Origin of the sequence: Streptomyces sp. NPDC048106, assembly GCF_040706415.1 — a bacterium.
Classification (GTDB): Bacteria; Actinomycetota; Actinomycetes; order Streptomycetales; family Streptomycetaceae; genus Streptomyces.
Window position 1 is genome coordinate 13,321 of record NZ_JBEZND010000048.1, and the last position, 25,349, is coordinate 38,669.

23 protein-coding genes and 2 pseudogenes are annotated in these 25,349 nt (G+C 73.9%); 12 read left to right on the forward strand and 13 right to left on the reverse strand.

Annotated features, from left to right (window positions below; translation table 11 throughout):
• Nucleotides 1-123 precede the first annotated feature (123 nt).
• Complete coding sequence (locus AB0927_RS34230; RefSeq protein WP_366671705.1) at nt 124-1,392, forward strand: geranylgeranyl reductase family protein; 1,269 nt, start codon at nt 124-126, stop codon at nt 1,390-1,392.
• Here AB0927_RS34230 and AB0927_RS34235 read toward each other — a convergent pair.
• Nucleotides 1,382-1,837, reverse strand: coding sequence for a nitroreductase/quinone reductase family protein (locus AB0927_RS34235; protein ID WP_366671706.1), 456 nt, complete (start codon nt 1,835-1,837; stop codon nt 1,382-1,384). The two genes, AB0927_RS34230 and AB0927_RS34235, sit on opposite strands and share 11 nt — an antisense overlap.
• Nucleotides 1,838-1,964: 127 nt before the next feature.
• Between AB0927_RS34235 and AB0927_RS34240 the strand changes: the two genes are divergently transcribed.
• Both AB0927_RS34240 and AB0927_RS34245 read left to right on the forward strand, forming a co-directional pair.
• Nucleotides 1,965-2,651 (forward strand): TetR/AcrR family transcriptional regulator, encoded by a 687-nt coding sequence (locus tag AB0927_RS34240; RefSeq protein ID WP_366671707.1) that lies wholly within the window; start codon nt 1,965-1,967, stop codon nt 2,649-2,651.
• Between the two features lie 60 nt (nt 2,652-2,711).
• Entirely contained in the window at nt 2,712-3,107 is a 396-nt protein-coding gene (locus tag AB0927_RS34245; RefSeq protein ID WP_366671708.1) for a MarR family transcriptional regulator, read from the forward strand.
• Nucleotides 3,108-3,114: 7 nt separating this feature from the next.
• Here the strand turns inward: AB0927_RS34245 and AB0927_RS34250 are convergent, their stop codons facing one another.
• The 3 genes from AB0927_RS34250 to AB0927_RS34260 form a co-directional block, all read right to left on the reverse strand.
• Nucleotides 3,115-3,858, reverse strand: a complete 744-nt coding sequence (locus AB0927_RS34250; protein ID WP_366671709.1) for a maleylpyruvate isomerase family mycothiol-dependent enzyme — start codon at nt 3,856-3,858, stop codon at nt 3,115-3,117.
• Between the two features lie 43 nt (nt 3,859-3,901).
• Nucleotides 3,902-5,005 (reverse strand): tryptophan--tRNA ligase, encoded by a 1,104-nt coding sequence (gene trpS / locus AB0927_RS34255; RefSeq protein WP_366671710.1) that lies wholly within the window; start codon nt 5,003-5,005, stop codon nt 3,902-3,904.
• Nucleotides 5,006-5,237: 232 nt separating this feature from the next.
• Complete coding sequence (locus AB0927_RS34260) at nt 5,238-6,407, reverse strand: MFS transporter (RefSeq protein WP_366671757.1); 1,170 nt, start codon at nt 6,405-6,407, stop codon at nt 5,238-5,240.
• Between the two features lie 107 nt (nt 6,408-6,514).
• Between AB0927_RS34260 and AB0927_RS34265 the strand changes: the two genes are divergently transcribed.
• Both AB0927_RS34265 and AB0927_RS34270 read left to right on the forward strand, forming a co-directional pair.
• Complete coding sequence (locus AB0927_RS34265; RefSeq protein ID WP_366671711.1) at nt 6,515-6,949, forward strand: nuclear transport factor 2 family protein; 435 nt, start codon at nt 6,515-6,517, stop codon at nt 6,947-6,949.
• Nucleotides 6,950-7,039: 90 nt separating this feature from the next.
• Nucleotides 7,040-7,435, forward strand: coding sequence for a luciferase family protein (locus AB0927_RS34270; protein WP_366671712.1), 396 nt, complete (start codon nt 7,040-7,042; stop codon nt 7,433-7,435).
• Between the two features lie 21 nt (nt 7,436-7,456).
• Here the strand turns inward: AB0927_RS34270 and AB0927_RS34275 are convergent, their stop codons facing one another.
• The gene (locus AB0927_RS34275; RefSeq protein WP_366671713.1) at nt 7,457-8,236 is read right to left on the reverse strand and encodes a DeoR/GlpR family DNA-binding transcription regulator; all 780 of its coding nucleotides are present in this window, start codon (nt 8,234-8,236) and stop codon (nt 7,457-7,459) included.
• Nucleotides 8,237-8,385: 149 nt separating this feature from the next.
• Here AB0927_RS34275 and AB0927_RS34280 point away from each other — a divergent pair, with 149 nt between their 5' ends.
• Nucleotides 8,386-9,348, forward strand: a complete 963-nt coding sequence (locus AB0927_RS34280) for a sugar isomerase (protein ID WP_366671714.1) — start codon at nt 8,386-8,388, stop codon at nt 9,346-9,348.
• Nucleotides 9,349-9,387: 39 nt separating this feature from the next.
• On the forward strand, nt 9,388-10,257 hold the full coding sequence (locus AB0927_RS34285) for a ketose-bisphosphate aldolase (RefSeq protein WP_366671715.1): 870 nt from the start codon (nt 9,388-9,390) through the stop codon (nt 10,255-10,257).
• A 28-nt stretch (nt 10,258-10,285) separates the two neighbouring features.
• Here the strand turns inward: AB0927_RS34285 and AB0927_RS34290 are convergent, their stop codons facing one another.
• Nucleotides 10,286-11,419: a methyltransferase gene (locus AB0927_RS34290; RefSeq protein ID WP_366671758.1), complete on the reverse strand. Its 1,134-nt coding sequence runs from the start codon at nt 11,417-11,419 to the stop codon at nt 10,286-10,288.
• Nucleotides 11,420-11,529: 110 nt separating this feature from the next.
• Here AB0927_RS34290 and AB0927_RS34295 point away from each other — a divergent pair, with 110 nt between their 5' ends.
• Nucleotides 11,530-12,246, forward strand: coding sequence for an alpha-ketoglutarate-dependent dioxygenase AlkB (locus tag AB0927_RS34295; RefSeq protein WP_366671716.1), 717 nt, complete (start codon nt 11,530-11,532; stop codon nt 12,244-12,246).
• Between the two features lie 47 nt (nt 12,247-12,293).
• Nucleotides 12,294-13,532 carry an ROK family protein gene (locus AB0927_RS34300; protein WP_366671717.1) on the forward strand — a complete coding sequence of 413 codons (1,239 nt, stop codon included), beginning with the start codon at nt 12,294-12,296 and terminating at the stop codon, nt 13,530-13,532.
• Between the two features lie 40 nt (nt 13,533-13,572).
• Here AB0927_RS34300 and AB0927_RS34305 read toward each other — a convergent pair.
• The 4 genes and pseudogenes from AB0927_RS34305 to AB0927_RS34320 all read right to left on the reverse strand — a co-directional run.
• A pseudogene (locus AB0927_RS34305) lies at nt 13,573-13,983 on the reverse strand (DUF4865 family protein); the annotation flags it as partial.
• Nucleotides 13,984-13,999: 16 nt separating this feature from the next.
• Entirely contained in the window at nt 14,000-14,503 is a 504-nt protein-coding gene (locus AB0927_RS34310; protein ID WP_366671718.1) for a TetR/AcrR family transcriptional regulator, read from the reverse strand.
• Nucleotides 14,504-14,587: 84 nt separating this feature from the next.
• Entirely contained in the window at nt 14,588-15,199 is a 612-nt protein-coding gene (locus AB0927_RS34315; protein ID WP_366671719.1) for an ATP-binding protein, read from the reverse strand.
• A 306-nt stretch (nt 15,200-15,505) separates the two neighbouring features.
• Nucleotides 15,506-15,829: a hypothetical protein gene (locus AB0927_RS34320; protein WP_366671720.1), complete on the reverse strand. Its 324-nt coding sequence runs from the start codon at nt 15,827-15,829 to the stop codon at nt 15,506-15,508.
• Between the two features lie 310 nt (nt 15,830-16,139).
• On the opposite strand from AB0927_RS34320, the gene AB0927_RS34325 reads away from it, so the two are divergent.
• The gene (locus AB0927_RS34325; RefSeq protein ID WP_366671721.1) at nt 16,140-17,264 is read left to right on the forward strand and encodes a PLP-dependent cysteine synthase family protein; all 1,125 of its coding nucleotides are present in this window, start codon (nt 16,140-16,142) and stop codon (nt 17,262-17,264) included.
• 42 nt (nt 17,265-17,306) lie between these two features.
• On the opposite strand, the gene AB0927_RS34330 is transcribed toward AB0927_RS34325, so the two are convergent.
• A complete protein-coding gene (locus tag AB0927_RS34330; RefSeq protein ID WP_366671722.1) occupies nt 17,307-18,119 on the reverse strand; it encodes a helix-turn-helix transcriptional regulator in 813 nt (270 codons plus the stop codon).
• 75 nt (nt 18,120-18,194) lie between these two features.
• On the opposite strand from AB0927_RS34330, the gene AB0927_RS34335 reads away from it, so the two are divergent.
• Nucleotides 18,195-18,911: an SDR family oxidoreductase gene (locus AB0927_RS34335; protein WP_366671723.1), complete on the forward strand. Its 717-nt coding sequence runs from the start codon at nt 18,195-18,197 to the stop codon at nt 18,909-18,911.
• A 211-nt stretch (nt 18,912-19,122) separates the two neighbouring features.
• Here the strand turns inward: AB0927_RS34335 and AB0927_RS34340 are convergent, their stop codons facing one another.
• Nucleotides 19,123-19,992 (reverse strand): DeoR/GlpR family DNA-binding transcription regulator, encoded by an 870-nt coding sequence (locus AB0927_RS34340; protein ID WP_366671724.1) that lies wholly within the window; start codon nt 19,990-19,992, stop codon nt 19,123-19,125.
• A 275-nt stretch (nt 19,993-20,267) separates the two neighbouring features.
• Here AB0927_RS34340 and AB0927_RS34345 point away from each other — a divergent pair.
• Nucleotides 20,268-22,715: pseudogene (locus AB0927_RS34345) on the forward strand (hypothetical protein); the annotation flags it as partial.
• A gap of 57 nt (nt 22,716-22,772) precedes the next feature.
• Here the strand turns inward: AB0927_RS34345 and AB0927_RS34350 are convergent.
• Nucleotides 22,773-25,211: a right-handed parallel beta-helix repeat-containing protein gene (locus tag AB0927_RS34350; RefSeq protein WP_366671725.1), complete on the reverse strand. Its 2,439-nt coding sequence runs from the start codon at nt 25,209-25,211 to the stop codon at nt 22,773-22,775.
• Nucleotides 25,212-25,349: the final 138 nt, after the last annotated feature.

Genomic DNA, 25,349 nt, shown 5'->3' on the forward strand with positions numbered 1-25,349 from the left:
GATCCTCCCACAGCGGCGCACCCCGCTCGCGGCCGTAGGATGCGGATACATTGGGTAACCCCCTGCTCGCGGATGTCGCGGGTGCGGGGAGCGGCAGCGGCTTGATCGGAGCAGTAGACCATCGTGAGCGGCGAGAACTCTTCGGCGGACGACGTGCAGCGTGTGTGGGACGTCGTCGTGGTGGGCGCGGGACCCGCGGGGGCGTCGGCCGCCTACGCGGCGGCGGTCGCGGGGCGGCGCGTCCTGTTGCTGGAGAAGGCCGAGTTGCCCCGTTACAAAACCTGCGGCGGCGGGATCATCGGCCCCTCGCGGGACGCCCTGCCCCCCGGCTTCGAACTGCCCCTGCGGGACCGGGTGCACGCGGTCACCTTCTCCAACAACGGGCGCTTCACCCGCACCCGCCGGTCCCGGCAGATGCTGTTCGGGCTGATCAACCGGCCCGAGTTCGACCAGCAACTGGTCGAGCACGCCCAGAAGGCGGGCGCCGAGCTGCGGACGGGCGTCACGGTGCAGCGGGTCGAGCAGCACGGCTCGGCGGTCCCCGACCGGCGCACGGTCGCCGTCGTCCTCCAGGGCGGCGAGACGGTGCTGGCCCACGCGGTCGTCGGCGCCGACGGCAGCGCCAGCCGGATAGGCGCCCATGTGGGCGTGAAGATGGCCCAGGTGGACCTCGGCCTCGAAGCGGAGATCCCGGTCCCCGAGCCGGTCGCCGAGGACTGGAAGGGGCGGGTGCTCATCGACTGGGGCCCCATGCCCGGCAGTTACGGCTGGGTGTTCCCCAAGGGCGACACCCTGACGGTCGGTGTGATCTCCGCCCGCGGCCAGGGCGCGGCGACCAAGCGCTACCTGGAGGACTTCATCGCCCGCCTGGGCCTGGCCGGCTTCGAACCGGCCGTCTCCTCCGGGCACCTGACCCGCTGCCGCGCCGACGACTCGCCGCTCTCGCGCGGCCGGGTCCTCGTGTGCGGCGACGCGGCCGGACTCCTGGAGCCCTGGACCCGCGAGGGCATCTCCTTCGCGCTGCGCTCGGGCCGGTTGGCCGGCGAGTGGGCGGTGCGCATAGCGGAGGCGCACGACGCCGTCGACACCCGCCGCCAGGCCCTGAACTACGCCTTCGCGATCAAGGCGGGGCTCGGCGTCGAGATGAGCGTCGGCAGGCGCCTGCTCGCCGCGTTCGAGCGGCGGCCCGGCCTCTTCCACGCCGCCCTCACCGGCTTCCGCCCGGCCTGGAACGCGTTCCGCAACATCACCCGGGGCGCCACCTCCCTCGGCGAGCTGGTCCGCTCCCACCCGCTCGCCCAGCGCGCCCTGACCATGCTGGACTCGGGCCCCGCGCAGGCGAAGGACGCGCCGGAGACCGCCAAGCCGGAGGAGGAGCCCGTCAGTTCGTGACGGTGATCCGGAAGACGGGGTGGTCGCCGGCGCAGGCGATGATCTCCTCGTCCGTGGAGCGGGCGGTCACCCCGGCGAAGTACTGGTTGACCTCCCAGCCCCACTTCTCCAGATAGGTCCGCAGGACGGGGAGCTTCTCGGCGTCGGGGAGCTCCACCGCGGTGAACGCGCGCACCTTGCGGCCGACGCGCAGTTCGCCGCCGTTCGCGACGCGCATGTTGCGCACCCACTGCGAGTGACCGCGTGCCGAGACCAGGTACTGCGTGCCGTCGCAGGTGTGCGGGTTGACCGGGATGCGCTGCATCTTGCCGCTCTTGCGGCCCTTCACGGACAGCTCGGCGGTGCCCGCGAAGCTGATCCCGTGCCGGGCGAGCCATCCGATCACGCCGTTGAGGCGCACATTCATCGGGCTGCCCTTGAGGTAGTACGGAGAAGACGTCGTCATGGTGAACCCCCACGGTTGTGCAGAGCAGCGCTCTTGGTTGACACCAGCATGGGGGAGACCGGTGCTCCATCGCAAGAGCACTGCTCTTTTTTGTGTGCACCGATCTCAGCCGTGGCAGACTGGAGGCATGACCATCGCGCAGGGAGCCCGTGAGCGGGCGAGGAACGAGGTAACGGCGGCGATCAAGGAGGAGGCCCGCAGGCAACTGGCGGCCGAGGGCGCGGCCAAGCTGTCCCTGCGGGCCGTCGCCCGCGAGCTGGGCATGGTCTCCTCCGCCCTCTACCGCTACTTCCCCAGCCGGGACGAGCTGCTGACGGCCCTGATCATCGACGCGTACGACGCCCTGGGCGCGGCCGCGGAGCGGGCGCGGGACGCCGCCGGCGCCGCCGCTCCCGTGGCCTGCTTCACCGCGGTGTGCGAGGCGGTGCGGGCCTGGGCGCTCGCCCACCCGCACGAGTACGCGCTGATCTACGGCTCGCCCGTGCCCGGTTACGCCGCCCCGGAGGCCACCATCCCGGCCGCCGCCCGCACCGGCATGGTCCTCATCGGCATCTTCCGCGACGCCCACGGGGGCCCCGGCCTGGCCGAACTCCCGCTGCCCGACGGACTGCGCCCCGAGGCCGAGCGGCTGGCCGCGGATCTCGCCCCGGACCTGCCCCCCGAGGTGGCCGCCACCCTTGTCGCGGCCTGGGCGCAGTTGTTCGGCCTGGTGAGCTTCGAGCTGTTCGGCCAGTTCAACAACGTGATCGAGGACCGGGAGCGGTTCTTCCGGCACGCGGTGACGGTGCTGGCGCACGGGGCCGGGCTGCGATAGCCGTAAAAGGGCACGGCACCGGCATTCTTTACCCACCTATGGGACTGCTACGGTGCGTCGATGACGTCGACGACGGACGAGCGCGCACTCGTGGCGCAGTGGCGGGACATCCTGGCCCTGCACGCCCGCACCCAGTGCGAACTGGACCGGACGCTGCACGCCCACGGCCTGTGCGCCAGCGACTTCGAGGTCCTCGACCTGCTGGCCGGGCGCAAGGGTCCCCATGGCTGTGCCTACCGCGTCCAGGAGATCTCCGAGCGCGTCCACCTCACCCAGAGCGCCCTCTCGCGGCTCATCGGCCGCCTGGAGCGGGAGGGCCTGGTCGAGCGGGGCGCCTGCGCGGAGGACCGGCGGGGTGTACGGGTGGCCCTCACGAGGAAGGGCCGCGCGCTGCACGCCGAGGTGCGGCCGGTGCAGCGCGCGGTACTGGCCAGGATGCTGACGCAGACCGACTGACGGGGCGTCAGATACCCGACGTCTCCTGCCACAGGGCGGCGAGGGCGCGGTCGCCGGAGACCTCCGGGACGGGGGCGCGGTTCCACAGGGCCAGGTACAACCGGTCCGCCGGACCCGAGAGTTCGGCGTCGGCTTCCCCGTCGGCCTGACGGTCCGTCACTGGTGGCTCGTCGGCGGTGAGTCGTACGGTCCACACCGCGTCCTGGCCCGCGTCCGTCGCCCGGACCCGCAGCGTCTTCGGCTCGGTCGTCCGCACCCGGCTCTTGGGCCGGGCGTGGAAGCCGCGCAGCAACTCGTCGATGCCGTCCGCCGCGAAGTCCGGGGCGAGGGGGGACGGCGCCCCGCCCCGGGCCGCCTCGGCGTCGTACCGGTGGACGGTCGTCTCGTGCGCCTGCCGTCTGGTCCAGAACGTCAGGGGCGAGAGGCCCGCCGACGGGAGGAAGGTCCAGCACTCCAGGTCGGCGGGGGCGGCGGCCAGGGTGTCGACCAGCAGGCGGTGGCTGTCCCGGTACCAGGCCACCAGCTCGGCGCCGGCGAGGTCCGGCGCGTCGCCCATCGGCCGGGGCTCGGTGTGAGCCTCGGCGACGAAGCCCGCGGCCCACCGGTGGACGGCGCCGGTGTGCCGCAGCAGGTCCCGCACCTGCCACTCGGGGCAGGTCGGCACCTTGGCGTCGGTGCCGGCCCGCTCGGCGGCCGCGGCGAGCAACTGGCCCTCGCGATCGAGGGTCTTGAGGAAATCGGCAGTCTGCATGGGGTGATCCTGCCGGACTGGCCCGCCGCGCCGCACCGGGGTTTCAGTAGTCGCTGTTCATCGCGGCACGCACCTCGGCGAGGGTGGCGTCGGCCACGGCGTTGGCCCGCTCGTTGCCCGCGCGCAGGATGCGGCGCAGCTCGGCGCGGTCCCGGGCGTACTCGGCGCGGCGGGCCCGGATCGGGGCCAGGTACTCGTTGACCGCCTCGGTCACCGTCTTCTTCAGCGCCGCCGAGCCCGCGGAGCCGATGCCGGCCGCGATCTCCTCGGGGCTGCTGCCCTGGCACAGCGCGGCCAGCAGGAGCAGCGAGGAGACCTCGGGGCGGGTGGCCGGGTCGTAGCTGATGTGGCGCTCGGAGTCGGTCTTGGCGCCCTTGAGCAGCCGTGCCGTCTCGTCGGCGTCGGCGGCCAGGGCGATGGCGTTGCCCCGGCTCTTGCTCATCTTGGTGCCGTCGGTGCCGAGCAGCAGCGGTACCTCCGACAGCAGGGCCTCGGGCCGGGGGAAGACGGGGGTGCCGTCGCCGTAGCGGTCGTTGAAGCGGCGGGCGATGGTCCGGGTGATCTCCAGGTGCGGGAGCTGGTCCTGGCCGACCGGGACCAGATTGGCCTTGCAGAAGAGGATGTCGGCGGCCTGGTGCACGGGATAGGTGAACATCAGCCCGCTGACGGCGGACTGGCGGGAGTGGGCGATCTCGTCCTTGACCGTGGGGTTGCGGTTCAGCTCGGCGACGGAGACGAGGCTGAGGAAGGGCAGCATCAGCTGGTTGAGGGCGGGGACGGCGCTGTGCGCGAAGACCGTGCTGCGCTCCGGGTCCACGCCGATGGCGAGGTAGTCGAGGACCAGCTCCTCGACGTGGGTCTTCAGGTCGTCCGCGACGTCGCGGTCGGTCAGCACCTGGTAGTCCGCGATGATCACGAACAGTTCCACGCCGAGGTCCTGCAGCCGCACCCGGTTGTGGAGCGTGCCGAAGTAGTGGCCCAGGTGCAGCCGTCCGGTGGGCCGGTCGCCGGTCAGGATCCGGAACTTGCCCGGGTCCTCGGTGATCAGCTTCTCCAGCTCCGCGCTGCGGGCCTGCGCGGCGGACGTGCCGAGCGCGTCGGGGGCCGCCGGGGTCTGGGACGGCGCGTCCTGCGGGTGGGCGTTCATCTGCGTCTCCTGGTGGTGGGTCGGACGGGCCGCCGGGACGCCCCGCCCCTGGTTCCAGGGACATGAGAAAGGGCCGTCCATGCGAACGGCCCTCGGTTCATGACTGTGTGGCGGCCGCTCCTAAGAGGAGCGCCACCAGCACAGACACGACGAAAGATGCATGCCGCAATGATAGCGGGGCCGCGCGGCGGGCGGCCAGCGTGGGTTCCCCCACATGCCTCACCGGAAGGTGTCAGCCGTTCAGGGCCCGGCGCGTCGTCACCCCGATGAGGGCGGCCACCGCGGCCAGCACGGCCACGCTGGTGAGCGCGGCGGGCAGGGAGAACCAGTCGGTCATGAACCCGATCGCGGGCGGTCCGAGGAGCATGCCGCCGTATCCGAGGGTGGAGGCGACGGCGACACCGGACGCCCCGGCCAGGGCGCCGGCCCGTTCGATGGCGACCGGGAAGATGTTGGCGAGCCCGAGCCCGGTGATCGCGAAACCGGCCAGGGCCGCCCAGACCGACGGCGCGAGCGAGCCGAGCAGCATGCCCACCGCCGCGACCGAGCCTCCGGCGATCACCGTGCGGGCCCGGCCCAGGCGGCCGAGCAGCGCGGTACCCGTGAGCCGCCCGGCGGTCATGGCGAACGCGAAACAGGCGTACCCGGCCGCCGCCGTCCCCGCGGACGCCGTCAGGTCCTGCTTGAGATGGAGCGCGCCCCAGTCGGCCATGGCGCCCTCGCCGTAGGCGTCGCACAGCGCGACCAGCCCGAAGCCCACGACGAGCCAGCGGCCGCCGACGCGGGGCGTCCGGCCCGCGCCGGCGGCCGCGGGCTCGCGGTCGTCCGCGGGCGGCGCCGGAGACTCGTGCCGCAGCAGGCCGCGCCCGGCCACCGCCGTCACGAGCAGCCCGATCACGGTGATCCCGAGCAGATGACGGGTGGGCGAGAGGAAGCCGGCGACCAGCCCGCCGACGCCCGCGCCGACCATGCCGCCCAGGCTGAAGGCGGCGTGGAAACCGGGCATGATCGGCCGTCGTACGGCGGCGACGAGATCCACGGCGGCGCTGTTGAAGGCGACGTTCACACCGCCGTACGCCGCGCCGAAGAGCAGCAGCACGGCGCCGAGGGCGGCCGCGGAGTGAGTGAGCGGGGGCAGGGCGACGCTGAGGGAGAGGACGATCATCCACGCCACGGTCACCGGATGGCTGCCGTACCGGCGGCACAGGCGACCGGTAAGCATCATGGTCAGCACGGCCCCGGCGGACACCCCGAGCAGCGCGAGCCCGAGGGCCCCCGCGGAGGCGTGGGTCTGGTGCTTGATGTCCGGGATCCGCACCACCCAGCCAGAGAAGATGAACCCGTCCAAAGCGAAGAACGCGGTGATCGCGACCCGCAGCCCGACGAGTTCCCGGCCCGGCACGACGCTGTGCGTTCGGGTTTTGTTTATGAGCGGCACAAAATCAGCCTAGGGTGAGGGCGAGGGGCGGAGCAAGGGGGTTGTGCGGCAGGCCCGTACCCTCGGGTGCCATGGACGCAGCCGTGGGCACGACCGCCGTGACGAACCTCATCGCCAGGTATGCCGAGTTGGTGGACGGCGGTGACTTCGCCGGGGCCGGGGCGTTGTTCGCCGACGCGGTGTTCATCGGGAGCGGGGAACCGGCCGAGGGGAGCGAAGGCGTCGAGAGGATGCTCCGGGACACGGTGATTCTCCACGAGGACGGGACGCCGCGCACCCACCATGCCACGACGAACATCGCCGTCGAGATCGACGAGGAGCGCGGGACCGCCGCCGCCAGTTCCTACGTCACCGTCTTCCAGGCGCTGCCCGAGCTGCCGTTGCAGCCCATCGCGGCGGGGCGGTACGACGACCGCTTCGAACGGCGGGGCGGACAGTGGCGGTTTGCGGAGCGGCGGGTCCGGATCCATCTTGTCGGCGATGTGAGCCGGCACTTGCGGACGTAGCGGCGGGTGCGCCAACCCCGGGCGGACACAGGTCGGTTAATGCTTGCGCACACGCTGGTTGCGACGGGGTGAGCGCGTCATGATGGCCCCATGACGTTGGCCTCGCGCGCATGCGCGCAACTGGCGACCTGGCCGGACCTGAGACAGACCGTGCCGAGCTGCGGTCAGGGACAGGCGGTGAGTTCCGCGAAGGGCGAGGTCGTCCACTTCCACTCGGACCGCGATGTCGACCTGCGGCTGACCGACCGGGCGATCCGGCGGTTCGCCAGGGATCTCAGACGCTCCGGCGTGATAAGGATCGTGCCCGGTTCGCCGTGGGTGACCCTGCGTCTCGACGCCGCGAGCGACGTCGATCTGCTGCTGACCCTGGTCAGCGTGGCGCTCCAGGCGCAGCAGTCCCCGCCCGACACGGTCGACCGCCCGCTGATGGGCTGCAACGACCAGCGCGGCGCGGGATTCGTGAAGGTGGATCTCGGGGCGTTCTGAGGACGGGCCGGCGGGTCGCTCTCATACGGCGAGGACGCGGATCCCGGCCTCCTCGAAGCGGTTCACCGTGTCCCGGTCCACCGCCGTGTCCGTCACCAGGGTATCCACCAGGCGCGCGGGGCAGATCCGGGCGAACGCCCGCCGGCCCAGCTTGCTGGAGTCCGCGGCGACCACCACCCGTTCGGCGCGCTCGCACAGCAGCCGGTTGATCGCCGCCTCGGCCTCGTCGTGCGCCGCCGCGCCGTGCACCAGGTCGAAGGCGACGACCCCGAGCACCGCCACGTCCAGCCTGATCTGCCCGAGCACCCCGTCCGCGAGCGGTCCGGTCAACTCGTACGACTGCGGGCGGGCCACCCCGCCGGTGACCACGATCTTGAACTGGGGCCGCACCGCGAGCTCGTTGGCGATGTTGAGCGCGTTGGTGACCACGGTCAGCGCAGGCGAGCCGGTGGCCAGGTCGCCGCGGACGGCGAGGGCGCGGGCCACCTCCGTGGTCGTCGTACCGCCGGTCAGCCCCACCGCCTCGCCCGGCGCGACGAGATCGGCCACCGCCGTGGCGATGCGCTGCTTCTCGGGGGCGCGGCGGGCCGTCTTGTAGCGCAGGGGCAGTTCGTACGACACCCCGTGCACCACCGCGCCGCCCCGGGTGCGGACCAGCATCTGCTGCTCGGCGAGCTGGTCGAAGTCCCGGCGGATCGTCGCCGCCGACACCGACAGCTCGGCCGCCGCCTCCTCGACGTCCAGCCGGCCGCGCTCCACGAGCAGTTCCAGCAGCGCCTTCCAGCGGGCGTCCCGGGACATCCGGGGCCTCCGTTCCTCGATCGTTTCCAGCGCGGTGACCCTAACGCACCTCCGGAGTGCGCCCCCGGCCCCCCGAAAATGCTTGATCGTGCTCGAAAGTGCGCTATATCTTGCAGGAACGATCAGCCAGGCCAGGGGAGGGTGTGGGCATGACCCATGTCGAGGACGAGCTGAACAGCCAGCCCGCGTGCTGGACGCGGGCGGCCGGAGAGGCGGCACGGCACCGGGACGCGCTGCCGGCGCCGGGGGAGCGGGTCGCCGTGGTGGGCTGCGGGACCTCGTACTTCATGGCGCAGGCGGTGGCCGCCCTGCGCGAGGGCGCCGGAGCGGGCGAGACGGACGCCTTCGCCGCCTCGGAGTTCCCCCGCACCCGGTCGTACGACCGGGTGGTGGCCCTCACCCGCTCCGGCACCACCACCGAAGTGCTGGAGCTGCTGGGCCGGCTGAGGGACACGCCGACCCGGACCACGGCCGTCACCGCCGACCCGGCCACGCCCGTGAGGACCGCCGCCGACGATCTCGTCGTGCTGGACTTCGCCGACGAACGCTCCGTCGTCCAGACCCGGTTCGCCACCACCGCCCTCACCCTCCTGCGCGCCCACCTCGGCCTGCACACGGACTCCGTGGTCGCCGACGGCCGCACGGCGCTCACCACCGATCTGCCCCAAGGGCTGGCCGACTGCACCCAGTTCACCTTCCTGGGACGCGGCTGGACGGTCGGCCTCGCGAACGAGGCCGGGCTGAAGATGCGCGAGGCGTCCCTGTCCTGGACCGAGGCCTACCCGGCGACGGAGTACCGGCACGGCCCGATCAGCATCACCACGAAGGGCACCGCCACCTGGATGTTCGGCGAGGCACCCGAGGGCCTCGCCGAACAGGTCCGCGCCACCGGCGGACGGTGGATCGCGGGCGGCCTCGACCCGCTCGCCGAACTCGTCCGCGCCCAGCGGCTCGCGGTCGCCGTCGCCGCCGCGCGCGGCCTGGACCCGGACCGGCCGCGCCACCTCACGCGCTCGGTGATCCTCCCCGATGCCGCCGCTGCGGCCGGAGCCGCGGACGTCCCCGAGCCCCGCCAGGCCCCCGAGACCGCCGCCTCCGCCGACTCCGCCTGACCCGTTCCCGCCGTACCGCGCCCCGGAAGGACACCCGAAGTGCCCCTCGCGCCCACCGGCGAGCTGGTCGCCCGCGCCGCCGAAGCCCGCTCGGCCGTCGCCGCGTTCAACGTCATCACCCTGGAACACATCGAGGCCGTCATCGCCGGCGCCGAGGCGGCCGGCGCCCCCGTCGTCCTCCAAGTCAGCGAGAACGCGGTCAAGTTCCGTTACGGACGGCTGCTGCCGCTCGCCCGCGCGGCCCGCGCCGCCGCCGAACGGGCCGCCGTACCCGTCGCGTTGCACCTGGACCATGTGCACAGCGACGACCTGCTGCGCCAGGCCCCCGGCGCCGGATTCAGCTCGGTGATGTACGACGCGGCCCGGCTGCCGTACCCCGACAACCTCGCCGCGACCCGGGCGGCCGCCGACTGGGCGCACTCCCAAGGGCTGTACATCGAGGCCGAGCTGGGGGAGGTCGGCGGCAAGGACGGGTGCCCTCCGCTGGACGCCCACGCGCCCGGCGCCCGTACCGACCCGGCGCAGGCGCGGGACTTCGTCGGCGGCACCGGGGTCGACGCCCTGGCCGTCGCCGTCGGCAGCGTCCACGCCATGACCACGCGCACCGCCGCCCTCGACCACGCGCTGCTCAAACGGCTGTCCGCCGCGCTGCCCGTTCCCCTGGTGCTGCACGGCTCCTCCGGCGTACCGGACGAGGGCCTGGTCGAGGCGGTCGCGGGCGGCATCGCCAAGGTCAACGTCGGCACCGCGCTCAACATCGCCATGACCGGCGCGATCCGGGAGTTCCTCGCCGCCCGCCCGGAGGCCGTCGACTCCCGCACGTACCTCGGCGTCGGAAGGGAGGCGATGGCCCGGGAGGTGCGGCGCGTCATCGGGGTCCTCGCCGGGGACCCGTCCGATCCCGCGTGATCCCGTCTCATCCCGGCCGGGCCCGGGGCTACCCCTTCTTCACCGCCCGCAGCAGGACGAACTTCGGGTCGCTCGCGACGAGTTCACAGTTCCCGAACAGCCGCTTCAGCGTCACGTGGTAACCCAGGTGCCGGTTGCCGATCACCCACAGCTCGCCGCCCGGCCGCAGCGCGCGCCGGGCGCCGGTGAACATCCGCCGGGCGGTCGCGTCCGTCGTCGCCTGGTGGGAGTGGAACGGCGGATTGTTCAGGACGAGGTCCACACTCGCGGGTGCCACCCCGGCGAGCCCGTCGCCGACCCGGAACTCGGCATGCCCGGGTACCCCGTTGGCCTTGTAGGTGGCCTCCGCGGAGGCCACCGCCTGGAACGACTCGTCCACGAACAGCACCTCGGCCGCCGGGTCGGCGAGCGCCACCGCCGTACCGACCACGCCGTTGCCGCAGCCCAGGTCCACCACGCGGGCCGGGCCGGGGCCCGGCAGGTGCTGGAGCAGGAAGCGGGTGCCGATGTCCAGCCGGTCGGCGCAGAAGACGCCCGCGTGGTTGACGACCGGGCGGCCGGAGATCGCGCCGACGCCGCCGGGGACGTCGTAGCGGCACGGCCACGGGTTCGCCGGCCGCTCCATCGCCGGGTCGGGGGTGCAGAAGATCAGCCGGGCCTTCTGCCGGGCCAGAGAGGTCCGGGTGGGGCCGAGGATCCGCTCGAAGAGCCGCAGCGTGGAGGTGTGGATCTCCTTCACCATGCCGGTGCCGATCACCACCGTGCCCGGGTGCACGGCGGGCGCCAGCCGCAGCAACTGGTCCTCCAACAGCGCCAGGCTCTTCGGCACCCGCACCAGCAGCACGTCCACGCGCTCGGGCGGCTCGTCCCGCGTGGTCAGCAGCGGTACCGCGCCCGGTTCGACGCCGGCCCGCGCCAGGTTGGCACGGCTCGCCTCCTGACCCAGGAACGAATCGGTGATCTGGGTCGGCCGGTGTTCCGCCAGCGCCGTCACCAGCGCGCCCCAGCGGTCACCGAGGACCACCACCTCCCCGGTCAGCGGCACCTCCTCCGCCGCCAGATGGCGCAGCAGATACGCGTCGGAGGCGTCCCAGGCACGCAGCGGGTCGCGGGGGTCCTCGGGGAAGCGGGACAGCTCGACCTCGCCCCACGGTGTCGTCATACGGTCGCTCATCGCGCTCCAGGCTAGCGGAACCGCAGCTCAGACCCCGTAGGGGCGGAAGCCGTAGGGGAAGGCGGGGGCGGGGAGGCCGCTGGGGGGAGGATGGGGGCGTGGAACTGTTCCCGCGGGAGCGCGCGGACATCGCGCCGGGCGCCGCGCACCTCCCGGACTGGCTGCCGGCCGAGCGGCAGCGCGAACTGCTCGCCGCCTGCCGGGCCTGGGCACGGCCCCCGGCCGGACTGCGCACCGTGCGCACCCCGGGCGGCGGCACCATGACCGCGCGCCAGGTCTGCCTCGGCCTGCACTGGGGCGTCGTACGCGCCTGCCCCGCCTGCGGACGGCCCGTACGGGACAACCCCGGCTGCCCCGGCCCGCATCAGTATCCCTACGCCTACACCCGTACGGCCACCGACGGCGACGGCGCCCCGGTCAAACCCTTCCCGGCATGGCTCGGCGAGGTCGGCCGCCGCGCGGTGGCCGACGCGTTCGGCCCGGCCGCCGCATCCGGGCCGGCGCCCGACGTCGCGCTGATCAACTTCTACGACGGCGCCGCGCACATGGGCATGCACCGCGACAGCGACGAGCGGGCCGACGCGCCGGTGGTCTCGCTGAGCCTCGGCGACGCCTGCGTCTTCCGCTTCGGCAACACCGAGACGCGGACGCGCCCGTACACCGACGTGGAGCTGCGCAGCGGCGACCTGTTCGTCTTCGGCGGCCCCTCCCGCGCCGCCTACCACGGCGTGCCCCGCGTCCACCCGGGCACGGCACCGCCCTGGCTGGGACTGGCCGGGCGGCTGAACATCACGCTGCGGGTGAGCGGACTGTGACGGCCGCGCGGGCCACGGGCGATGCGGATCATGGGAGACTCGCCCTCATGAGCGGCAAGGCGGAACCCCGGGCGGCGGGGGAGAGGACCACCACGAGGGCGCGGCTGGACCGGGGGCGTGGCGCGCTCGGGCCCGCACTGGAGCTGGTGCACACCGGGCGGGCGCCGACCCGGGCCGTGCTCACCGCCGAACTCGGCGTCACCCGGGCGACGGCCGGCGCGGTCGCCGCCGAACTGGAGGCCCTCGGGCTGATCCGGGTGGACGCCCGCCCCGCCGCGGCGGCCGGCTCCCAGGGGCGCCCCTCGCACCGGCTCGACGTCGCCGAGGAGGGCCCGGTGGTGCTGGCCGCGCAGGTGCACGCCGACGGCTTCCGGGCCGCGCTGGTCGGCCTCGGCGGACGGATCGTGGCCACCGCGCCCGGCTGCGAGACCGTGGCCGCCGACCCGGCGAAGGTGCTCGGCTCGGTGGTCGAGGCGGGCGCGGAACTGCTGCGCAGCACCGGCCGCCGCTGCGTCGGCGCCGGGCTCGCCGTGCCGTCCGCCGTCGCCGAACCCGACGGCCTCGCCCTCAATCCCCTGCACCTCGCCTGGCCCGTCGGGGCGCCGGTCCGCCGCCTGTTCGAGGAGCGCGTGCGCGCGGCGGGAATCCCGGGCCCCGCGTTCGCGGGCAACGACGTCAACCTCGCGGCGCTCGCCGAGCACCGGCACGGCGCGGGCCGGGGCTCCCGTGACCTGCTGTGCGTGGCCACCGGGCACCGGGGTGTCGGCGGCGCGCTGGTCCTCGACGGCCGTCTGCACACCGGCAGTTCGGGGCTCGCCCTGGAGGTCGGCCACCTCACCGTCAACCCCGAGGGCCGCCCCTGTCACTGCGGCAGCCGGGGCTGTCTGGACGTCGAGGCCGACCCGCTGGCGCTGCTCGTGGAAGCGGGCCGCGCGCCGGGCCCCGAGGTGTCGCTCCTCCAGCAGGCCAACGACCTGCTGCGCACCCAGTACGACGACCCCGTCGTCCGCCGGGCCGCCGAGGCCCTGATCGACCGGCTCGGCCTCGGACTCGCCGGTCTCGTCAACATCCTCAACCCCGACCGCATCATCCTCGGCGGTCTCCACCGCACCCTGCTGGACGCGGATCCGAGCCGGCTGCGCGCGGTCGTCGCCGACCGCAGCCTGTGGGGTCAGAGCGGCGGCGTCCCGATCCTGCCGTGCACCCTCGACCACAACAGCCTGGTCGGCGCCGCCGAACTGGCCTGGCAGCCGGTCCTGGACGACCCGCTGGCCGCTCTGCGCTGACCGGGCGGCCAGGCCCCGGCCGGAGCGCAGGCCGAGCCTCGGCGGCCGACCGCTCGGCCGCATGGGCCGCTTCGGCCATCAGTTCCGTCAAGTCGGCGCCGTCCGGGACCGGTTGCCGTCGCCGCACGGCGAACGCGGCGCGGGTGCCGGTGCCCTCCGCGTAGCCGAGCCCCGTCCACTGGCGCACCGCCGGCCGGCCGAAGTCGTCGGCCAGCCGCTGGAAGCCGCCGCCCCACAGGAAGCGGTTCATGCCCTCGACGGTGTGCCACAGGTAGAACGGCGCGTACTGGTTGACCGGCGAGCCGTGGATGCCGCGCTCCCGTAGCAGGTACGCCTTGAGACCGAGGCCGTCCCAGTCGTCCAGCAGATGGCCGAGGCGGTCGACGCGGGCGCGGACGACGTCCGTGTCGTAGTCCGCCGGGAGGGTCACCTCGTACTGCATGGCATGCATCAACTGGCCTCTCTCCTCAGGCGGTTCGGGGCGCGAGCAGGGCGAGCAAGCCGTCGACGGCCGCGTCGAAGGCGGCGGGGGAGCCCGCGGCGCGGGCGAGCACATAGCCGCCCTGCACGGTCGCGAGGACCGTCGCGCCGATCCGCTCGCCGTCCAGCTCCGGCGCGAACTGCCCCTGCGCCTTGCCCTCTTCGACGATCCCGGCGATCCGCCCCCGGACCCAGGCGAGCGTCTCCTCCACCGGCGCGCGCAGCTCGTCGCTGGCGATCACGTCCGGGTCCATGGTCAGCCGGCCGATCGGGCAGCCGCGGAGCACCTCGCGCTCGCGGTGCAGATACGCCGCGATGCGCTCGTACGGCGTGCCGGGACCCTCCAGTGAGCGCTCGGCCGTCGCCCGCAACTGCTCGGCGGTCCGCCGGATCGCCGCGAGGGCGAGGTCCGGCTTGCCCTTGAAGTGGTGGTACATGCTGCCCTGGCCCGCGCCCGCGCGCTCCAGGATCGCCTTGGGGCTGGTGCCCACGTAGCTAGGCGCAGGGCGGGTGAAGGCGCGGGTGTACGGCGGGCGGTTCGTCGCCGCTCGCCGTACTCCTGCCCGACGGTTCGGTCAGCTCGCCGCGACCGAGTGGGTGGCGGCCAGCTCCTGCCCGTCGGGAGCCGCGGTGGCCGCCGCGGGGACCGGGGCCCGGGGCGGGCCGGCGGGTGCCGCCGTGCTGACGGCGCCCGCCGTGAGCGGGGTGGGCGCCGGTTGGGGTTCCGGTGTGTGGCACGGCGTACGGGCCGGCCGGCCAGGCGTCGCGGGCAGGGTGAACCAGACGACCTTGCCGTTGTCGCCGTCCGGCCGCGCGCCCCAGCTCTCGCTGACCGCGGCGACCATGGCGAGGCCCCGCCCGCAGGTGGCGAGCGGAGTCGTGTCCTCCGCCGCTGCCTCCGCCTCCGCCGTCTCGTCGGCCGGCACCGGCAGTCGTGGATCGTGGTCGCGCACCGACACCGTGAGCCGGTCCGGGTGCAGCTCCAGTTCGACGGTGCACGACTTGTCGGGCCTGGCGTGCCGGTGGACGTTGCTGAGCAGCTCCGTCACGCCGAGTGCGGCCCGGTCTATCAACGGGTCCATATGCCAGTAGCGCAACTGCGCAGATACGATTCTGCGGACCTGGCCGATCCGCGACGGCAGGGCTTGGAGCTCCACCGTGCAGTGCCTGCTTGGGTGACTGATCACGGCTGCGACTCCCCGATGTGAGGTCCGGAGGGAACCGGAAAACACGGAGAACAACGGATCCAGCAGGGCCCCCGGGAATGCGGCCGCCTGCTGTCGTGGCCGGCGGGCTGGTTCGCAGCGCTGTCGCCGGTAAACCCAGAGTGACGTGAGACCAGCGTGGCGCAGGGGGCGGCTCACCGCAACTCGCCGCATCCGTACGGACACGGAGGGTGTTGGCGGGTGGGTGGTGTGGTCCCGGGGGCGCCGCCCGTCCAGGCGTGAACGTTCCTTGTCGGCCGCTCGGCCGACAGAGGCCTCGGTCCGCGTTCAGCCGCCGCGGCCCGCCGCCCGGCGGACCGCCTCGATGAAGCGGCGGGCCGCAGGGGTGCCCGGTTCGCCCGGGGCGGGGTCCTGGTCGCCCAGCGTCAGCAGGTACCGCTGGCCGTTGATGTCGGCCAACGCCTTGTCGTCCGGGGCGAACCAGGGCTTGGAGGCGCGCACCGCCTGCACCGGTGCGCTGTCGATCTCGCTGCCGTGGCTGTTGAGCAACTCCACCCTGCCGTCGCTGATCCGGACCTGTCCGGCCCGGGTGAGCGAGCGCATGCGTTTACCGATCCGCACGCCCATGGCCGTGAACTCCGGTTCCGCCATCCTCGCCGCCCCCTTGTGCGCGTGTTCCCTCGTGCCGGTGTGCCCCCGCCCGCATGCGGGACCATCGCCCCGACGCGTGCAGTCTGCCGCGCCGCAGCCCGGAGCACCAGTGCGCGCGGGGGCGCGCACGACAGCGGCCCGGAGCACACGCGGCGGCAAGCCCACTCGTCTCGTACGCCTGCGCCCCAGGGGTGTCTTTGGGTCGCCCAAAGATGCGTTTATGCAGGTGGGGAGCGGTCTGGAAGATGCTTATGCTCGGAAGTGCCGGCCCGCCCGAGGCGCCGTCGGCGCAGACCGTAAGGAGCCCGACGTGAGCATCACCCCCCAGGCCCGGACCGGCGCCACCCTCGATGTCGACCGCACCGATCCCGCCTACCGCGACTGGTTGAAGGAAGCCGTCCGCAAGGTCCAGGCCGACGCCAACCGCTCTGCCGACACCCACCTGCTGCGTTTCCCGCTGCCCGAGCGCTGGGGCATCGACCTCTACCTGAAGGACGAGTCGACGCACCCCACCGGCAGCCTCAAGCACCGCCTCGCCCGCTCGCTGTTCCTCTACGGCCTCTGCAACGGCTGGATCCGGCCCGGCCGCCCGGTGATCGAGGCCTCCAGCGGCTCCACCGCCGTCTCCGAGGCGTACTTCGCCAAGCTGATCGGGGTGCCCTTCATCGCGGTCATGCCCCGCACGACCAGCGCCGAGAAGTGCCGCCTCATCGAATTCCACGGCGGACGCTGCCATTTCGTGGACGACTCCCGGAAGATGTACGAGGAGTCCGCCCGCCTCGCGGTGGAGACCGGCGGCCACTACATGGACCAGTTCACCTACGCCGAGCGGGCCACCGACTGGCGGGGCAACAACAACATCGCCGAATCCATCTTCCGCCAACTGGAGCTGGAGCGGTTCCCGGAGCCCGCGTGGATCGTCGCCACGGCGGGCACCGGCGGCACCTCGGCGACGCTCGCCCGCTATGTGCACTACATGCAGTACGACACCCGCGTCTGCGTCGCCGACCCGGACAACTCCTGTTTCTTCGAGGGCTGGACCACCGGCGACCCGGAGGTCACCTGCGAGTGCGGCTCCCGGATCGAGGGCATCGGCCGGCCGCGGATGGAGCCGAGCTTCGTGCCCGGCGCGATCGACCGGATGATGAAGGTCCCGGACGCGGCCAGTGTCGCCGCCGTACGGGCCCTGGAGGGTGTGATCGGCCGCAAGGCGGGCGGCTCCACCGGGACGGGGCTGTGGAGCGCGCTGAAGATCGTCTCCGAGATGGTGGCCGAGGGCCGTACCGGCAGCGTCGTCACCCTGCTGTGCGACCCGGGCGACCGGTACCTCGACAAGTACTACTCGGACGCCTGGCTGGCGGAGCAGGGCCTGGACATCGCGCCGTACACGGCGGCGATCGAGACGCTGCTGGCCACGGGGGTCTGGCCCGAGTGAGCGCCCCGGGCGGCTCCGGTTCGCGCCGCCGTCGGGCGATCCCTAGGCGCTCGCCGCCAGTCGGCGCAGGGCTCTGGCCGAGGGGGAGCCGGGATCGGCCGTGAGCAGGACGACCTCCTGATCGTCCTCGGGGACGAGGAGGACGTCGCAGTTCAGTCGCAGGCGGCCTGCCGTCGGGTGGCCGAGGGTCTTGGTCCGGTGCCCGGGGGCGTGGACGGGGCGGGTCTCCCAGATCCGGCGGAACTCCTCGCTGCCAAAGCGCAGTTCGGACAGCAGGGCGGCGAGCTGGACGTCGTGCGGGTAGCGGTCGGCGGCCCGGCGCAACCGGGCCACCACGATGTGCCCGAACTCCTCCGAGCTGGAGGTCTCGTACGTCCGTCCCTCGCCGAGGAACCGGCGCCGGGCCAGGTTCGTCGTGCCCTGTCCGAGGTCACCACCCAGCAGGTCCTGGGCCAGCGGGTTCCAGGCGACGAGGCCGTAGGCGGCGTCGGTGACGATCGCGCCGGTCTCCGGCAGGCGCTCCAGCATCCGCGCCACGTGCGGGCGCACGCGCCGTACCGCGCCGGTGGCGGGCGGCGGCGCGCTCGTCCCGGCCAGGCGGAAGAGATGGCTGCGCTCGGCCGGCGTCAGGCGGAGCGCCCCGGCCAGCGAGTCCAGGACGCGGGGCGACGGACGGGGGCCGCGGGCCTGCTCCAGGCGCACGTAGTAGTCCACGGACATGTGGGCCAGTTCGGCCACCTCTTCACGGCGCAGGCCCGGGGTGCGGCGCGGGACGCCCGCGGGCATGCCGAACTCCTGCGGGCGCAGGGCCGCGCGGCGCTCCCGTAGGAACCGGGCCAGTTCCTCCCGTGCCATGCCGCCTCACCTCTTCCCGTGCCTGGTACAGGTAGTCCCTGGCAGGGTGGCCGGCACCAGGGGACCGTGGGTGTCATGAACGATCGCACAGCACTGGTCACCGGTGCCAACAAGGGCATCGGCAAGCACATCGCCCGGCTGCTCGCCGCGGAGGGTTTCGTCGTGCACGTGGGCTCCCGCGACGCCGGGCGCGGACGGCGGGCCGCCGAGGAGATCGGCGGCGGGGCGCGTCCGCTGGTCCTCGACGTGACGGACCCGGACAGCATCGCCGCGGCCGCGGGGCGGCTGGACCGCCTGGACGTACTGGTCAACAACGCGGGCGTCTCGCCGTCACTCGCCCCGCCCACCGAAACCGCCGTGGAGGACTTCCGGCGCACCTACGAGACCAACGTGTTCGGGGTCGCCGCGGTCACCAACGCCTTCCTGCCCGCCCTGCGCCGTTCCCCGCACCCCAGGGTCGTCAACATCTCCAGCGGTACCGGCTCCCTGACCTGGAGCACGAACCCGAACCCCCAGTTCGCGCCCGGCAGCGGTGGTGCGGCCGCGTACCGTTCGTCGAAGGCCGCCCTCAACGCCCTCACCGTCCTGTACGCCCAGACCCTGGCCGAGGAGGGCTTCAAGGTCAACGCGCTCGCCCCCGGTCTGCGGGCCACCGACCTCAACCCCCGGGCGGCGGCCGCGGGCGGCGACCCGGCGGAGGCCGCTCAGGGCGCGGTACGGCTGGCGCTCCTGCCGGACGACGGGCCGACCGGCGGGTTCTTCTCCTGGGACGGCACGCCCGTGCCGTGGTGACCGGGGCGGCCGTCGCCCACCAGTCCCGGCTCCGCTCGGCGCCCTGAACGAGCGCACATCACCGGCGAGTTGCCGACGATCCCTGGGCCGGCCGCCGCTCCTCCGGCCAGGCACGAGCGCCCGGGGCGTTGGTGACGTCGACGCGGTACGTGTACACCTCGGGCTTGTCGGTGACGGACCGAGCCCTGGCAGCAGCCCAGTTGACGCCGCCTCAGTCGTCCTCGGCGTCGCCCTCCGGTTCCCCGTCCTCCACATCCGCGTCCTCGGCGTCGTCTTCCCCGGCCACGATCAGCCGCCGCAGATGCTCGCAGGCCTCGGCGCGTGTCTCCTGCGGCAGGCCCGAGTCGGTCACCAGGGTGTCCACCTGGTCCAGCGCGGCGAACGAACTGAGCCCCACCGTGCCCCACTTGGTGTGGTCGGCGACCACCACCACCCGTCGCGCCGAGTGCACCAGGCGGCGGTTGGTCTCGGCCTCCGCCAGGTTCGGCGTGGACAGGCCCGCCTCGACCGATATGCCGTGCACGCCGAGGAAGAGCAGATCGAAGTGGAGCGCGGCGATCGCCTGGTCGGCCACCGGGCCCACCAGCGAGTCGGAGGGGGTGCGCACCCCGCCGGTCAGGACCACCGTGGCCGCGCCCTGCGGCCGGCCCGAGCCGCGCTGTGCCGCGTGGAAGACGTCCGCGACCCGCACCGAGTTCGTCACCACGGTCAGGTCCGGCACCTCCAGCAGGTGCTGCGCGAGCGCGTAGGTCGTCGTACCGCCCGAGAGGGCGATCGCGGTGCCGGGGGTGACCAGGGCGGCGGCGGCCCGGGCGATGTCCTCCTTGGCCGACAGCTCCAGGCCCGACTTGGCCTCGAAACCCGGCTCATGGGTGCTCGCCTCGACCACGGGGACCGCGCCGCCGTGCACCTTCTCCAGCACGCCCTGCCGGGCCAGCGCGTCCAGGTCGCGGCGCACGGTCATGTCCGACACCCCGAGCCTGCGGGTCAGTTCGTTGACCCGGGCACCGCCGCGGCGCCGGACCTCGTCCAGGATCAGGGCGCGGCGCTGCTCCGCGAGGAGGTGCTGATTCTCGCTCACGTACGCTCCGGTCCTTTCGCCGCCAACCGTCCGAGACACCCGGCCCACCTGCCTTCGACCAGTGCGTTCGTCCGTCCGGAGGTGCGCGGGCGTCCCATCTTTTCACGGGTCGGCACCGGGTGCCCCACCGCCCGGCGCCGACCCGGGCGGGCCCTTCCGGGAGCGGTCGCCGACGCACCGATCGGGGAGATTCCGTGACGAGCGGTGCGCGGCGTCCGGGAACCGGACATCCTGAAGCGCGCACGGACACAGACCGCACGGCTCACGGGGGAAGTGTGGAACGCGCCCAGGAACACTCCGGAGCACAGGGGCGGGAACGCCCCGCACGGCCGGAACCGGCCGATCTCGAGTTACTGGTCCACGGGGTCGGCGGTACGACTCCGGAGAGGATGCTGGGCGACGCCCGCACCGTGCGAGTCGCCGGGGACGCGACGGCGGCCGTCTTCCGGCGGGCCGACGACGCCGGGCCCGCCGGCGGTCCGGGAGCCGGCACCGGGCCCCGGAGCGGGCCGGTCCAGGAGGCGTACGTCTGGTGCAACCTCACCTCCGGTGACGCCGGCCGCGCCCTGTGGCTGGTGCTGCTGCCGTTCATGGTGGTCAACCTCGCCCACTGGATGCGCCCGCCCGCCGCCGCCCGCTCGCGCGCCGTCCGGCTCTACGGCCTGCTGGTGCGCCTGGCCGCCCTCACCCTCACGGTGCTGCTGGTGGCGGCCGCGTGCGAGGTGGCCCTGGACCTGGTGGCCTGGCAGTGCGCCGGCGTACGGTCCTGCGCCCGGCGCCATTTCTGGCTGGCCTTCCTCACCCCGGACGCGGCCGAGGGGCCCCGGGTACGGCGGTGGGCGGCGCTCCTCGGCACCTCCGGGGGCTGGTGGGTCCAGCCGGGGCGACGGCTCGCGCTCGCGGCGGTCGTGCCGGGTGCGTTGGTCCTCCTGCTCTGGTTCCTCTCGCACCGCACCTGGAGTGCGTACGAGTCCCACCGGCCGCTGGTCCGGGACCCGGACCCCGCGGCGGACCCCGGTGGCAGCGCCCTGGCCCGGCCCGGGTTCTGGTACGGGCGCCGGCTGGTGGCCCGGCTGCGCGCCGCCCACACGGCAGCCGGGCTGCTGACGGTCGCCGCCGCCCTCGTCACTCCGGCGGCCCGCTTCGACCACCGGACCGGCGGGCCCGCGCCGCTGGACGCCGCCGGCCGGCTGCTGATCGTCCTCCTGCTGGCCGGGGCGGGCGCGACGGTGGCCGTGGTCTGCCGCCGGGGCCGCGACGAACACCGTCTCGACCAGGAGCTCGACCGGCGCCTGGCACGGCTGCTCCCGCTCGGCGCGCTCGCCCTGCTGCTCCTCGCCGTGCTCTACACCGGCTGGTCCCGTCCCGCGTGGCGGTCGGCCGGGCGACTGCCGGGCGACCCGGCGTTCGGCGGGCTGATGCTGGCGCAGGGGGTGCTGGTGGTGGCGCTCGGGGCGGTCGCGTGGGGGCTGTACCGGCGGGGGGCCGAGGAGCGCCGACCGGTCGAGGAGCGCCGGGGGGCCGAGGAGTACCGGAGGGCCGAGGGGCGCCGTGGCTCCGACGCCGGTCAGCCCGCCGTCCCGCGCACCGGCACCCACGGCCTCGGCGGGCCCGCCACCGCGCTGCTCGCCTGTGCCCTGGGCGGGGTGATGTCCGGTGGGGTCGCCCAGCGGGTGGCCGACTGGCTGGACGGGAGCGGTTCCGCACTCGTCGGGCCGCCGGTGTCGCTGACCTGGCAGGCTTCCGTGATCCCGCCGCTTCTCACGGTGCTGCTGGGCCTCGGTGTCTGGCTCGCCGTCGGCACCGCGCGGCTCGCCCGTGCCGAACGCGCCCGCGTACGCCAGGAGTACCCCGGCGAGCCCGAGGACCCGGCCCGCACCCGCGCCATCGCCCACACCCGGGCCATGGCCGTGCTCACCGACCGTGCGCCGCTCGTCCTCACCGTGCTCTCCGCCGCCACCCTGGTGCTCGGCGGCGGAGCGCTGGCCGGGGCCCTGACCAGCGGGAAGACGCCGGACGGAGCGGCGCGCGGCACCGTGGACGCCCTGCGGGTCGTCGCCGGGATCTCGCAGGGGCTGGGGTCGTGGCTGGTCGGGTTCGGCTTTCTGCTGTTCGTCACCTGGGGCCGGCGTGCCTACAAGGACAGCGGTGCCCGGCGCACCGTCGGCATCCTGTGGGACGTCGGCACGTTCTGGCCGCGCGCCGCGCACCCCTTCGCGCCCCCGTGCTACGCCGAGCGCGCGGTGCCCGACCTGACGTGGCGCATGGCGACGTGGACCGAGGCCACCGGGGGCCGTCTGGTCCTGTCCGGCCACTCCCAGGGCAGCGTGCTCGCCGCGGCGGCGGCCTGGCAACTGGCGCCGTCCACCCGGCGGCGGATCGCGCTGCTGACGTACGGCTCACCGCTGGAGCGGCTGTACGGCCGCTGGTTCCCGGCCCACTTCGGGCCCGCGGCGCTCGCCGCGCTGCACCGTGACGTCGCGTGCTGGAACAACCTCTACCGCCTCACCGACCCGATCGGCGGCCCGGTGCGCCTGCCTCCCGACGGCCACCCCCCTGTGGACCAGCCGCCGCTGCGGGACCCCCTCGCCTACGGCCGCACCCCCGAGCATCCGCTTCCGGGCCCGATCCTCGGCCACTCCGACTACCAGGCCGACCCGGACTTCGCCCGCCTACGGGCGCGCCTGCTGAGCCGCCTGCGCCCGGAATTCCCCGCACCCCGCGAGGCACCACCGGTCTGACGCCCGCTCCCCGCGCTCTGCCGCGGCCGGCGCCGGTGTTCAGGGCAGTTCCGGCAGGTCCTCCGGATACAGCAGGGTGAGATCGTCGGTGCTCGGGTCCGGGAGCTGGGCGACGCGGCTCGCATGCCGTTCGACCATCGCCTCGAAGGTCTGGCGGGCGGTGCGGCCGTTGCCGAAAGCGGGACCCTTGGGCAGCGCGGTGAAGTACGCGAGCAGGGCGTCGGCGGTGTCCGGGGCGAGACGGTATTCGTGCTCGTCGGCCTGCTGTTCCACGATCCGCAGCAGTTCCCGCGGGCCGTAGTCGCCGAAGGTGATGGTGCGCGAGAAGCGGGAGGCCACCCCGGGGTTGACGGAGAGGAAACGCTCCATCTCCGCCGTGTAACCGGCGACGATCACCACCACCGCGTCCCGCTGGTCCTCCATCAGCTTCACCAGCGTGTCGATGGCCTCCTTGCCGAAGTCACGCCCGGCGTCCTCCGGCGACAGCGCGTACGCCTCGTCGATGAACAGCACGCCGCCGTGCGCCCGTTGGAAGGCCTCCTGGGTGCGGATCGCGGTGGAGCCGATGTGCTCGCCGACCAGGTCCACCCGGGAGACCTCGACCAGGTGGCCCTTGTCCAGCACACCGAGGGAGGCGAGGATCTCGCCGTAGAGCCGGGCGACCGTCGTCTTGCCGGTGCCGGGGGAGCCGGTGAAGACCAGATGCCGCTTGACGGAGGCGGCCTTGAGGCCCGCCCGCTGTCTGCGCCGGCCCACCTCGATCATGTCGGTCAGCGCCCGCACCTCGCGCTTGACGCTCTCCAGACCGACCAGCGCGTCGAGTTCACCGAGCACGTCCTTGGACGTACGGGGCGGCTCCAGCGGTTCCGGCGCGGTGGCCGACGGCTCCTGCTCGGTGCTGCGCTGCCCGGGGATCGAGCCGAGCAGCCCGGCGGAGTGCGACACCGTCTGTACGGCCGTCTCCCGCGGCGCCGGGGGCCGCAGGCTGCCGCTCTCGTCGCTGGTGCAGTCCTCCACCACCGGACCCGACCCGGAGCCGGCGTCCGGGCCGGCGTCGGCGAACTCGTACCCCCCGCGCGCGCAGCGCTCGGTGCGGCACCTGCGCAGCGTGGTGCGGCAGCCGTCGATCACATGGAAGCCGTAGCCGCCGCTCCCGCTGACCCGGCAGTTCAGGAAGCTGCCCCGGCCGCCCGCGGAGACGTAGAAACCGGCCTCGGCGGGGGAGTCGACGGTGCAGCGCTCGATGGTCGGGTCGGCGCCCTTGGTGACGATCACTCCGGTCTGGGTGCCGTCCACGGTGCAGTTGTCGAGGGTGCCGCCGCTGCCGTGGTCCCGGAACCAGGCGCCGGTCGCCGCCTCCCGGATCCGGCAGTCGTCCAGTTGCGCGGTCGCCCCGTCGCTCACCGACACGGCCGTGTTGCGCACCTGGGAGAGGTCGCTGTCCACCACGTCCGCGCGCGAACCGCGGTCCAGCACGAACAGCGCGTCCGGCACGTCGTGCACCCGGCAGGAGTCCAGCACCGCGGTGGCGCCGTCGCTCACCCACACCGCCGGATAGTCGCCGGTGCTGTCGAAGATCTCGCACTGGTTGGCGTCCACCCGGGTGCCCGGGTCCCACACCGAAAGGCCGTTGCGCCCGAACTGACGGATCGTCGTCCGCGTCAGCGTGAGCACCGAACGCGAGCGCAGGTCGATCGCGTTCTCCGGGATGTCGTGGATCCGGCAGTCCTCCAGCGTGAGCACCGCGTCCGTGTCCATCGTGACCCCGTCGGCGGTGGTGCGGTGCACATCGCAGTCGGTCAGGTGGGCGGTGGCCCGCTGGGTGACCTGCACACCGGAGCCGCGGACCTCGTAGATCTCGCAACCGACCGCCTCCAGCGCGGAGTTCTCACCGGTCACGGTGAACCCGGTGCCCGAGGCGTGGTGCACCCGGCAGCGGTCCAGGCGCGGATGGCCGCCGCCGCGGACCGCCACGCCCGCCTGCCCGGCCGCCACGATCTCGCACTCCTCGAACACCCCGCTGCCGCCGTCGAGTACGGCGATGCCGATGCCGCCCGGATTGTCCACGGTCAGCCGGCGCACGGTCGGACGGGCCGTGCCGCGCACCTCCACGCCGACGGCCGAGCGCGTGACGATCCGCACGTCCATCAGCTCGGGCGTGCCCTCCTCGACCAGCACCGCGGGCGCCGCCGCGTCCTGGCCCTCCACATGCAGGTCGTGCACCACGGCCGAGGCCCGCACGGTCAGCGGCACGCCGTCCACCGGCGCGATCCGCACCGAGCCGGACGAGCCCTCCGGCCCGCGGAGCGTCACCGCCCGCTGGACCACGAGGTTCTCCCGGTAGGTGCCGGGGGCGATGGTGAGGACGTCGCCGTCGGCGGCGGCCTCCAGGGCGGCGGCGAGCGATGCGTACTCACCCGTGCGGCGCCGCCACCGCGACGTACCGGTGTGCGTCACCTGGACCGTGCCCTGTGCCATGGCGCTGCTCTGCCCCCACCTCGTGGTACTGGCGGCTGACGCCCCGTCGGGGCGGTGGTGCCGGTGCCGGGTCCGCGAGCGTGCCCGGCCGCTGGGCCTGCCCGTTCGCGTTCCGGCGTCCCTGCGAGCCCTTGCGGT

Coding starts and splice junctions, on each gene's coding strand:
- AB0927_RS34300 (WP_366671717.1), top strand. CDS start 12,294: ATGAGCGGCAAGGCGGAACCCCGGGCGGCGGGGGAGAGGACCACCACG.
- AB0927_RS34335 (WP_366671723.1), top strand. CDS start 18,195: ATGAACGATCGCACAGCACTGGTCACCGGTGCCAACAAGGGCATCGGC.
- AB0927_RS34350 (WP_366671725.1), bottom strand. CDS start 25,211: ATGGCACAGGGCACGGTCCAGGTGACGCACACCGGTACGTCGCGGTGG.
- AB0927_RS34240 (WP_366671707.1), top strand. CDS start 1,965: ATGACCATCGCGCAGGGAGCCCGTGAGCGGGCGAGGAACGAGGTAACG.
- AB0927_RS34275 (WP_366671713.1), bottom strand. CDS start 8,236: ATGTCCCGGGACGCCCGCTGGAAGGCGCTGCTGGAACTGCTCGTGGAG.
- AB0927_RS34235 (WP_366671706.1), bottom strand. CDS start 1,837: ATGACGACGTCTTCTCCGTACTACCTCAAGGGCAGCCCGATGAATGTG.
- AB0927_RS34280 (WP_366671714.1), top strand. CDS start 8,386: ATGACCCATGTCGAGGACGAGCTGAACAGCCAGCCCGCGTGCTGGACG.
- trpS (WP_366671710.1), bottom strand. CDS start 5,005: ATGAACGCCCACCCGCAGGACGCGCCGTCCCAGACCCCGGCGGCCCCC.
- AB0927_RS34290 (WP_366671758.1), bottom strand. CDS start 11,419: ATGACGACACCGTGGGGCGAGGTCGAGCTGTCCCGCTTCCCCGAGGAC.
- AB0927_RS34270 (WP_366671712.1), top strand. CDS start 7,040: ATGACGTTGGCCTCGCGCGCATGCGCGCAACTGGCGACCTGGCCGGAC.
- AB0927_RS34265 (WP_366671711.1), top strand. CDS start 6,515: ATGGACGCAGCCGTGGGCACGACCGCCGTGACGAACCTCATCGCCAGG.
- AB0927_RS34250 (WP_366671709.1), bottom strand. CDS start 3,858: ATGCAGACTGCCGATTTCCTCAAGACCCTCGATCGCGAGGGCCAGTTG.
- AB0927_RS34320 (WP_366671720.1), bottom strand. CDS start 15,829: ATGGCGGAACCGGAGTTCACGGCCATGGGCGTGCGGATCGGTAAACGC.
- AB0927_RS34245 (WP_366671708.1), top strand. CDS start 2,712: ATGACGTCGACGACGGACGAGCGCGCACTCGTGGCGCAGTGGCGGGAC.
- AB0927_RS34330 (WP_366671722.1), bottom strand. CDS start 18,119: ATGGCACGGGAGGAACTGGCCCGGTTCCTACGGGAGCGCCGCGCGGCC.